This is a genomic window from Photobacterium sp. BZF1, from assembly GCF_014349205.1.
In the GTDB taxonomy this organism is placed as follows: domain Bacteria; phylum Pseudomonadota; class Gammaproteobacteria; order Enterobacterales; family Vibrionaceae; genus Photobacterium.
On record NZ_JACSOF010000203.1, the window covers coordinates 1 to 9,641 of the forward strand.

The 9,641-nt window shown below is 40.6% G+C and carries 9 protein-coding genes and 1 pseudogene; 7 read left to right on the top strand and 3 right to left on the bottom strand.

What is annotated here, in order from left to right:
• Nucleotides 1-127: 127 nt before the first annotated feature.
• Both BIZ37_RS30710 and BIZ37_RS27790 read left to right on the top strand, forming a co-directional pair.
• A pseudogene (locus BIZ37_RS30710) lies at nt 128-343 on the top strand (type II toxin-antitoxin system HicB family antitoxin); the annotation flags it as partial.
• Between the two features lie 392 nt (nt 344-735).
• Nucleotides 736-1,101 (top strand): hypothetical protein, encoded by a 366-nt coding sequence (locus BIZ37_RS27790; RefSeq protein ID WP_187464295.1) that lies wholly within the window; start codon nt 736-738, stop codon nt 1,099-1,101.
• A 957-nt stretch (nt 1,102-2,058) separates the two neighbouring features.
• Here the strand turns inward: BIZ37_RS27790 and BIZ37_RS27795 are convergent.
• Nucleotides 2,059-2,532, bottom strand: coding sequence for a Dps family protein (locus BIZ37_RS27795; protein ID WP_187464296.1), 474 nt, complete (start codon nt 2,530-2,532; stop codon nt 2,059-2,061).
• Between the two features lie 1,153 nt (nt 2,533-3,685).
• Here BIZ37_RS27795 and BIZ37_RS27800 point away from each other — a divergent pair.
• From BIZ37_RS27800 to BIZ37_RS27815, 4 genes are all read left to right on the top strand, one after another.
• Entirely contained in the window at nt 3,686-3,964 is a 279-nt protein-coding gene (locus BIZ37_RS27800; protein ID WP_187464297.1) for a hypothetical protein, read from the top strand.
• Between the two features lie 369 nt (nt 3,965-4,333).
• Complete coding sequence (locus BIZ37_RS27805) at nt 4,334-4,954, top strand: hypothetical protein (RefSeq protein ID WP_187464298.1); 621 nt, start codon at nt 4,334-4,336, stop codon at nt 4,952-4,954.
• Nucleotides 4,955-4,957: 3 nt separating this feature from the next.
• Complete coding sequence (locus BIZ37_RS27810; protein ID WP_187464299.1) at nt 4,958-5,194, top strand: hypothetical protein; 237 nt, start codon at nt 4,958-4,960, stop codon at nt 5,192-5,194.
• Between the two features lie 80 nt (nt 5,195-5,274).
• Nucleotides 5,275-5,652 carry a hypothetical protein gene (locus BIZ37_RS27815; RefSeq protein WP_187464300.1) on the top strand — a complete coding sequence of 126 codons (378 nt, stop codon included), beginning with the start codon at nt 5,275-5,277 and terminating at the stop codon, nt 5,650-5,652.
• 481 nt (nt 5,653-6,133) lie between these two features.
• Here the strand turns inward: BIZ37_RS27815 and BIZ37_RS27820 are convergent, their stop codons facing one another.
• Together BIZ37_RS27820 and BIZ37_RS27825 are read right to left on the bottom strand one after the other, a co-directional pair.
• A complete protein-coding gene (locus BIZ37_RS27820) occupies nt 6,134-7,414 on the bottom strand; it encodes a YeeE/YedE family protein (RefSeq protein WP_187464301.1) in 1,281 nt (426 codons plus the stop codon).
• 142 nt (nt 7,415-7,556) lie between these two features.
• A complete protein-coding gene (locus BIZ37_RS27825; RefSeq protein ID WP_187464302.1) occupies nt 7,557-8,522 on the bottom strand; it encodes an agmatinase in 966 nt (321 codons plus the stop codon).
• A 118-nt stretch (nt 8,523-8,640) separates the two neighbouring features.
• Here BIZ37_RS27825 and BIZ37_RS27830 point away from each other — a divergent pair, with 118 nt between their 5' ends.
• Complete coding sequence (locus tag BIZ37_RS27830) at nt 8,641-9,528, top strand: ArgP/LysG family DNA-binding transcriptional regulator (protein ID WP_187464303.1); 888 nt, start codon at nt 8,641-8,643, stop codon at nt 9,526-9,528.
• Nucleotides 9,529-9,641: the final 113 nt, after the last annotated feature.

Sequence of the window (9,641 nt, forward strand, 5' to 3'; positions counted from 1 at the left end):
CCTATTAATGTAATAGGTTGATATTATCATCTGATTGTGGATAATCACGAGTCAATTCCTAAATAGGAAGTGCGCCCTTTTGAAATACCCTATCATTATTACTGTTGGTTAAAATGAATCCCCTCATGGAATTTGCTTTCCAGATTTTGCTTGGTGCTTTAGTGCTGCTGAAACCATTCATGACATCATTCCAAAAGCCAAGATGACATTACAGAAGCATGTGGATTGTATGAAGTCATCCGGTATGAAAATACCTCTCCCGAGCAAACTTAGTTGTCTAACCGAGCAAGGTCAATATAGTAAACAATCACACTTATTCGCGTTAGTTGAAGTGGATATATAATGAGTAACTCCTTCTATAAATAACGAATTGTTACATTTAAATAGCCATAGGATCGTTATTTATTTATTCTTTCCTATGAAAAACAAGTAACATGCAGCGCAAAATTGCCCGTAGGAAAATATTTAGTAGCTTTGACCCTTAGCTATGGAACCATCATATGAACAACTGGCATAAGCCAGATAATCAGGCTGGCTATGATGACACTAAGATAGCTAACTATAGATCATGACTATTTTCCACTGCAAAAAAATATTAGCCAATGCAATATGTATTGATCGCCTCATGGAGCAGAGGCGAATTAGAGTTCAATTAGAGATAGGAAGCAGCTAGTAGTTAACAAGTGAAGTCCTGTACTAGCGACCTCTAGGTAAAGGAGTTCATTGGATACCATTATGAAGAATAAACAGAATTTAGATGAGACACCTTTGTTAAAAATGAGCAAACCAATACGTGAGCTCTATGCAAGAAGTCGTGGTATGGAAATAACAGGTGCTCCTCCAATAGAGGTCAAAGAAGAAAGTAATAAATTCTACCGACTACTGGATCGAAGCTTATCTACTCTGCGCAACAAACAAAAGAAAACATTATTCATGCTAGCAGATGAACTAGGTATATCTGGTCGAAAGTTGCTCGATTTGGAAAAGCATGAATCAAAGCTTACTGTTGAGCAGTTAAATCGATATGTCCAAGCCTGTGGTGGGAAGCTTAAGATCCATGTTGAACTCGAAAATGGAAAGAAACACAAATTCTTGTGGTGAATAAAGGCTCAACTAGTCTAAGAATCTGGCTCGGTGAGATTAACCAACCCTTAAATAAGATGACCTTTTCACTATTAAGAGGGTCTGAGTATACTGACACTAACACCGCTTAGTGGCTGGTGTACGGACAGACAGGCTTCTTAATCCTTCGGATAGAGATCACTTGAGGTAAGCAAGTCCTTGCCTTGCACAGCTGATAAATGTTAGCGGGAAATGATATCCTCCTTCCTCAACTTCAATAACGGACGTTATATCACCAATCGATAAGGTAACATTGATATTTGGCAAAGGAACAGCTTTATCGCGTAAATTTGATTTAAGCTGAGTGAGGTCATCACTGTCTTATAGTTAGCCAACTCTGGTTGTTTGAGGCATACCTAGACTCAATACCATTTTTAATGCATAAACTGCGGCATGAAACTTACCAACCTGCCCATTATAATCTTGGAGGCTCATTGGCTCGATAAACTAGCTGGTTAGCAACTGTTTGATTCCTCGGATGCTGTTTTCCCAATATGCAGCACCTCTTCTTGGAGGAGTTGATAGCTTTGCTTTTTTAGGTTTAATCGCGTGATAAAATGGCCGAATATAGTTAGCGCTAACAATCGGATTTCTATAAGCGTCAGCAATCAGCTGAGGTTTATGCCTTAAGCTACATCTCTGCACCATACTTCTTGACTTTCCATTCGCTTCGCCTGACGCTGTTAGCCCAGTAGCATCTATAGCAAGATGACGAATTACACCTCTTACCAAGGTTTGGTTGAAACACCAACGATCAAACCCTCTTAGTGAAAGAGTTCAAACTGATTTGCTCAACAAAACCCTCAGGAACTTAAAGACTTGTTGTTAATGGGCAGGATAAAAAAACGGGCCACAGAATAGGCCCGTTTCCCAAATGGGAGAATATAGCGCTTTAGCTTAACGACAATTTTAACGACTCAAGGGAGTATGACTTCGTTAACGGTTGTAGGCGTTGAACATCCACATTAGCTTTTCTTGCTCACGGATGTAATCGCCCATAAGAGCTGCCGTACCTTCATCTTCAGCATCTCCAGAGAAGGCAAGTATTACACGCTGCATGTGTAATAAAGTATCAAAGCCACTTTGCAGGCGCTCCATACATTCTTCACCAGAACGGGCATTTAAGTGTTCTTTGATTTCGCTTACTCCAACATAAGTAGAGAAGCTATGGTTAGGTGTTCCACCGAGGGTTAGAATTCGCTCGGCAAGCTCATCTATCTTGCCTTGCAAGTCAAGATACACTTCCTCAAATTTTTTATGCAGCTCGAAAAACTCTTTACCTTGGATGTTCCAATGGTAACCTCGGGTATTCATATAATGGATCTGGTAATTCGCTAACAGCTTGTTAAGTAAGCGTACAACTTCGCTCGACTTACATTTATCCAAGCCAATAATATTTCTATTATTCATAGGGCTCTCCTGTTGTTGCCAGTGATATTACACGCGGTAAAAAATACAGCCAATTCGTCCTGACTTATACATTCAATAAGTAAAATCTATTAACGTTAATTTAAGTACTAGTAACCTTTATCTATCATACGATTAGCCATCATGCTTCAATCAATAACGTTGTAAATAATTTAAAAATCCTATAGAAACGTAAAACATATGCATCAGGAGTGTTTATACGTAACTCGATGTTGATTCGCTAAATTTCACTAAATCGGTTTTAGCTATCACTATGTTCGATAAAAACAATTGGACTAATTCATTTATTATTAGAATGATTGTTATATAAACAGACAGCAGTTAAATGCATTTATTTTCTGGACATGGGTTAAAATACAGCTATAAAATTCGCCGAATGAAAACTTGTATTCCTTCTAGATATTTTAATGGTGGCGCTAGTCAAACTTAACTGTCTATCCAAACCAGTTTTCTATGAGTAACTAAAATAGTCACTCACAGAATTACATATATTTGAAAAACGAATACTCAGTATGGAGGTTGTGCCTCATTAGAGGTGAAAGCCTAAATCGCCATGTGGTTACAAAGTACGAAAAAAATTATAACGATTACAAACAAAACGTCACATTTACAATAACTTAACTAGCTCAACTGGAGTAAGAAAATGAGCCCGAAGTCACCCCTTATCTTGACATCACCGAGCCTAACCCGAAAGTTTGTCCAAAACCAGAGGGACCGAAGCCGCAAAATGACAAGGGCGCAGGCTGCAAAGCTACAAGCAGTTATGACTAAGGGGAACTTTCAGTCTCCAGCAAATGACAAGACAAAGCCTGTTGTCAACGCGGAAGTAAATATTCCCGAAAGCGATGTAGAACAATAATAACTTCACAATCTGTAATTTAAATAGCTATTCAGATTGCTGTTTCATATCAAAAATATTCATAAAACAACGTGTAAGAACATTACAATGAAAAAAACACTGCTGGCAACCGCTGTAGTATTCGCCTCTATGCCTTCCATTGCGGCTCATACCGAACAAGATTGCTCAATCAATAATGTAATAGTAACAACATATAGTACGAATCAAACCGAGATACTATATCTCAAGAATGAATGTAATTATATAAAATCTATTGTTTACTATGAGAGATAGGGTATGAGTTATCAGACTGTCAGCCTTGATGATGAAGATGGGTACATCTCATCTACGACTTATTTCGACAAGTATACTAAAGAACATAACATCTCAGTCGTTGATGAAGGCATACTTAAATATTACAAAACAGACGGTGTCATTCTTACTGACGAGTCAGGTGAGATGGTCACTGGCAGTGCAGAGTATGACTACGTAATGTCAGAATTTCATTATGCTGAAAAAGCCAAAACCTTCCATACCAAGGCCTCAAAAAAGGCTCATATTGTTGAGAAGCACTGATGCTAATCTTCCTTAATATCGCAGCATTCGTCATATACATGTTTTTATCACATATATGCGGCTACTATTACAAAACCGTTCAATACATCAATAGAGACCGAAAATAAAACATTCAGTGGGTTCTACCCGATGCTAAGAAAGACTTCAGATATCACAACCTTGCAGTGATAGTAACAGCTGTTCTGAGAATTATACTCCTTGTTTGTGGATATTTCGTTTTCAACCTCGATCCAATTTTGCTCATTTCAGCATTTGTTCTTGGCCGCTTTGCTTTTATTAATGGCAAGCAAAAAGCACGCGAACAATGTTCTATGTGTTAAGAACAATTAGGGCCGTTTAGTCCGGACCCTTACTTATTCAGGTTTTACCATGCCAAGAAACTGTATTTACAACGATAAAGTAGCAAGATCTCATGATTTTCTAAACCATCAGCAATTAAATAAAGCTCGCTATAATGAATTGATGGCCATGTCACAAGTCAGCGTAAATGAGATAATACGCAGTTCATTGATTGTTGGCAGTGAGTTTAAACGAATAGAGCTCAATGAAAAACAATTTCTGATTGTCCTATTCGATCACTACGACAGAGAAATCGCATTTCATGTTACCGGTACAATACTTGATGATGTTGTTCTTAACGAGAAGCCATCAGTTCAACTCTGGATTTGGAAAAGCATTAAGCCTCGGCATAAAGCGATGATTGCTGACTTATCAGAGCAGATATTATTGGAATATCTGCTAGAGAGGTTCAATATTATTGCAAGCGACAACCATGCAAACCTTCAAGGTCGCAACTTTTGGAATGAGATGGCTAGTATTGTTATTGACAAAGCACTCTATGCTTACCGTTTTAAACGCGGTAGCAGATCTATCCACGAAATTGTAAACCATGAAGAACTCGTAACTAACCGCTGTAATCTTTGGGGTGAAGGCCCCGATTTTTCAAATGTCTTGTTAGTGCTTACAGATGATGAAATTTATATTAGGTAGTCCATGTTTATAAAACTAGAAAGCGAAACGCTAATCATTTCTCACGGTGATAAAAATTTCACCATTCTGCATGAATCTGGCCTTGGGGCGACCATTCAGGCGAAGTCAGTGAAGGTTATTAATATCGATGGTAGGTATCAGGGTATCTTCAACCTAGACGATGAGGGCAACCAATTTATCCATGTCGAATGTATCACTTTGGATGAGTTAGACCGCCTAGCTGAGTTTTCAAACATCTAATAATGTGTGAGTTATGCTAAATCATAAAATATAATTAAAAATTAGTCATTCGCATTAGCGTCAGAGTTTTAACTGGAGGAATGATGCAGATCGTTTCAAATCACTCTTTAAAGACTAGTTTTTTTATCAAGAATATCGATAATTGCGGTGAGCCAAGTTGGGATACTCCTTCGAAGAATACCTTTTTTTGTATTATCAGTGAAAACCCTGAACTGGATTTCTTGAAGGTTTCAACCGCCTACCATTCAGGTGCGTTTGACATTTTCAAACAAGGGCAAAATCAATCATTTGTCACTAGAGCAAACATGATTGAAGTTCTTAAATTTTGCATGAAAATTGACAAGAAAAAAATTCACACCCTTGTCAGGCTTCAGAAAGTTATCGACAAAAATGAAACAAGGCTCGCAAATATAACAAAACTATTAACACTTCATCAGCATTTAATTTTGTTCAAATAACAGTAGGGGCGTTTACATGCCCCTACTTTACATCATTTATACATTCAAAATACGTTACTTACTTTGGCTTTTAACACCTATCGTTCTATGCCATCATTGATTTTTCTAAATGGATCCTTCATTTTTCCACCATGATTTCTATTCATAGACCATATATTCACTTAATTGTGTATTTTCATTTGAATCACAGATTAGAATTCAACCACTCACGCATTTAAAGTTAATTTTAGCTAATGCCGTGGTATATGAGGCTATAGGAATGAAGTGATAGGCTCAGGCTATTAAAATGATTGGTTTTTCCAATTTGTTCCTGTTGGAAAGAAGCCCTATTATGCTTCTGCACCTAAGGAGAAATCTTTTATATGGGTAGTCGATTTTCCTGACGTTGTGCTAAAAGCTATTATTTCCTTTTTTAGGGGCGGGCAATCTACAGCCCGCTTTTTTTTTCCTATTTATAAGTTATTAAACTCTCACGATCCTCTTACTGACTCGTTACAGTTTCTTGCTTCAATATCTTTGGCGGGGCTGCAGCAATCAACGACATCTTTCTTGCAAACTGGTTTCCGAATACACCTCCAGCAACTATGGTTGCGAAGAATATCCACCCTGACAAAGAAAAATTGGCGATCGGTGTGTAAAGTGCTCCAACGTTACAGCCATTGGCAAAACGGGTTCCCAATCCCATTAATACCCCGCCTAAAGCGAACAACATATACTGCTTCAAGGAGTAACGAGCAGAAAATGGCGAACTAAACTTCCCTATCCACAGTACGGCTACCAAGGTGCCAAGCAGAATACCCAAATTCTGTACCGACACGCCATGTTCAAAAAACGGCGTGGTAAAGGCTTGAGCAGGACGGCCGGTGAATGACGTGATTGCATCAAGGTCAATACCGACAGCTAGTAGCGCTTTACCAAACCAGAACCCAAACGGTGAGGATGCCCCCCAACCTGCAGACGTTGTCGCCATCATTACACCGAAGATTAATGCGATAACCAAAATAGCAGAATTCATGCTCCATAGACTGCTAAGCCATGAAAAACGCTGAGGCGCGATAGAGCCTAAATTCTGGGGCTCTCTTTTCTGTTCTGCCTCGACACCCAGATAAGTCCCCTCTTGCTGGCGCTTTTGCTGATACTTCTTGGCAAGCCAAACGGTAGCAACCGCGAAGCCAATAGTGACCAACACTGACATCAAATACCCATTCAGTGGTCCCCACGCAAACAAATCAGGCAGGAATACCCCCTTCCCTTGATAACTGGCCGTCGAGAACAAAGTCTCTGTCACCAAAGGCGACGACGACTGTATCGGGAAGCCGATAAACACACCAAAACCAAATGCGACCAAGGTGGTCAAAGCCCTTGGCACATCACTGACCATCTCAACCATAACCCCTGAAGCACAGCAACTGGACAGCGTCATGCCAAAACCAAACATCAGACCACCAATGATCAGACCGGCATTAATTGGGTTCACCCAAAGGTTAAAACTACCCGCCTCAGCACCATATAACAGCCCGGCGTTGATAATGGCGGTGACCACAAACAACAACATCAAGGCCTGCAGCAACTGGGTTGAACCACGGCGGTATGCGCGGTTGATACTACCAGCAAATCCAATCGCCCCTTTGGTCAAGGCAATACCAAGACCTAGCCCCAGTAGCAGCCGTAAAAAAACTGCCTGATCCAGTGCTATCGCACCGGCAAAAAGGACCGACATAGCCAAAGCTATGCCTACATATAATTGTTTAACGCCACCCATTTCGTCGTCCTGAACGTTTGATTATGCAAAACGACATTCTATGGGTGGTTTCTTATAAGTAGTTAACTTATTAAATTATTAATCATTACCACAAAATATAAGTAAAAATACGCAAGCAAGGTGATACCATTTTTGCCCTATGTCACTTGTCGTAATACCCCGCCCTAACCGTCGCACCAATAAAATTACACAGTAATCTCTCGGCATGGATCATGGATATATTGCCAATATCACTAGAAGGGGTGATCTCGACCAAGTCCATACCCACTACCCGCCCTTTTTTCACCAAACCATGTATTAGCTTATGAAGTTGAACCCAGTTTAAACCACCAGGAGTTTGAGCCAGCACGGCAGGCATAATGGTAGGGTCGATACCATCAGCATCAATCGTCAAATAATACGTGCCGCCGTCAGGAATAGTCTTGAGTACTTCTTCCATACCTAAATCATGGAGCTGATAAGCGGTGATAATCGAGCAGCCGTGAGCGATGGCATCACTTACTTCCTGATTTTTTGCGCTGCCTATCCCCCGCATGCCAATCTGATGGATTCCTTTGATATGAGGAAGCTCGGAAGCACGACGGATAACACTGGAATATCCGTTCTTCTCACCATTTATTTCATCACGCCAGTCCAGGTGGGCATCAATGTGGATCAGGGTGATTTCTTTATCCAAAACATCCAGTGCTTTCAATATAGGAATAGGCACACCATGATCCCCCCCTAACGTAATAAGAACTGAGCCAGCGGCAAAAATAGAACGGGCTACTTGCTCGGCATTCTCATAATGCTCATAGGGGTTAGCCATGCTGGAGGTGACATTGCCGCAATCCACGATTTTGATATCTTTACCATCTAACAAGGTCCCACCCAAGTCGAAGTCGTAATTCTCTAACGTCATATCAACTTCCGAGAGCGTTGACCAATTACGGATATGGTCAGGCGCCAAGCTCTGATCATTAGCCATCCCATCGACACTGTATGGCATGCCATAAGGCACACCTAAAATGGCAATATCTGAGGAGAAATTGTCAAAATCATTCACAAAAGGAAAATCGAGAAAGGTTTGTGGTGCCTTCAATGGTGCTTGCGTGAGTGGTTTGGTCATGGTGAAAGATCCCTATCAATTCAAGTGATTTCAAATTGATAGTAATCTTCCCTACGAGTTGCATAAAACTAAATAATCTAATATATCTTTAGCAAAATTAAAGTTAGTAGGTGTTGGGATGTTAGATCATAGGGAAATGGAAACCTTAATCGCTATCGTTGATGGCCAAAGTTTTGATAATGCCGCCCGCCAACTGCATATCTCACCCGGCGCTGTATCGCAGCGGATAAAGTCACTGGAAAACCGAGTAGGCAGTTCCGTCTTAGTCCGAACTACACCGCCTCAAACAACAAAAGTAGGGAAGCAAGTACTGGGCTATGCACGCCGTATGCTGTTACTGCAAAATGAACTGGATCTCGCGCTGCAGCAAGGCATTGACAATGACTCCTTTTCCCTTGCTATTGCCGTCAATCACGACAGTTTAAGCTGCTGGTTTATGGATGTAATAGACCACTTTAGTGACAGGCCTAACCTATCTTTTGATATCCGGACATCAAATACGGTATCAACCCAAACATTGCTCAAGAGTGGCGAAGTCATCGCTGCTATCACCTCGAAGGCCAATCACATCGGCGGATGTAAAACACGATACCTCGGCCAGTTGGAATATCTGGCGGTCTGCTCTCTATCGTATTCTAAGCATTACTTCAAAAACGGGATTAACAACGAAATACTCACCTCTTCCCCTGTCGCTATATTCGACAGGGAGGATGATCTGGTCGACAGGTACCTATCTATTCATGGCGTAGAACGTAAACAACAAAGAACGCATTATTTTCCAAGCTCCCATGTACTTCTTGACGCAGTGAACCGTGGAGTCGCTTGGACTATGCTTCCTAAACTCCTAATTGAAAATCAGCCTTCACCTTCTGAATTAATGACACTTTCCCCTCATCCCATTTTTGTCGATCTTTATTGGAATACTTGGGAGCAAGAATCAGAAATCGTAGCCCAAGTAGAACAAAAAGTAATTTCAATCGCCGAAAAGAAACTACGACAGGCATAAAATTCAACGCATACAAAAATGTATGGTCCGCCCCGTTATTGCAACTACAATTTCTAATGACGGGGTTGGTTTGCGCTAATGTATTCGGAGTCACTTTTGGGTGCTCCCGCATC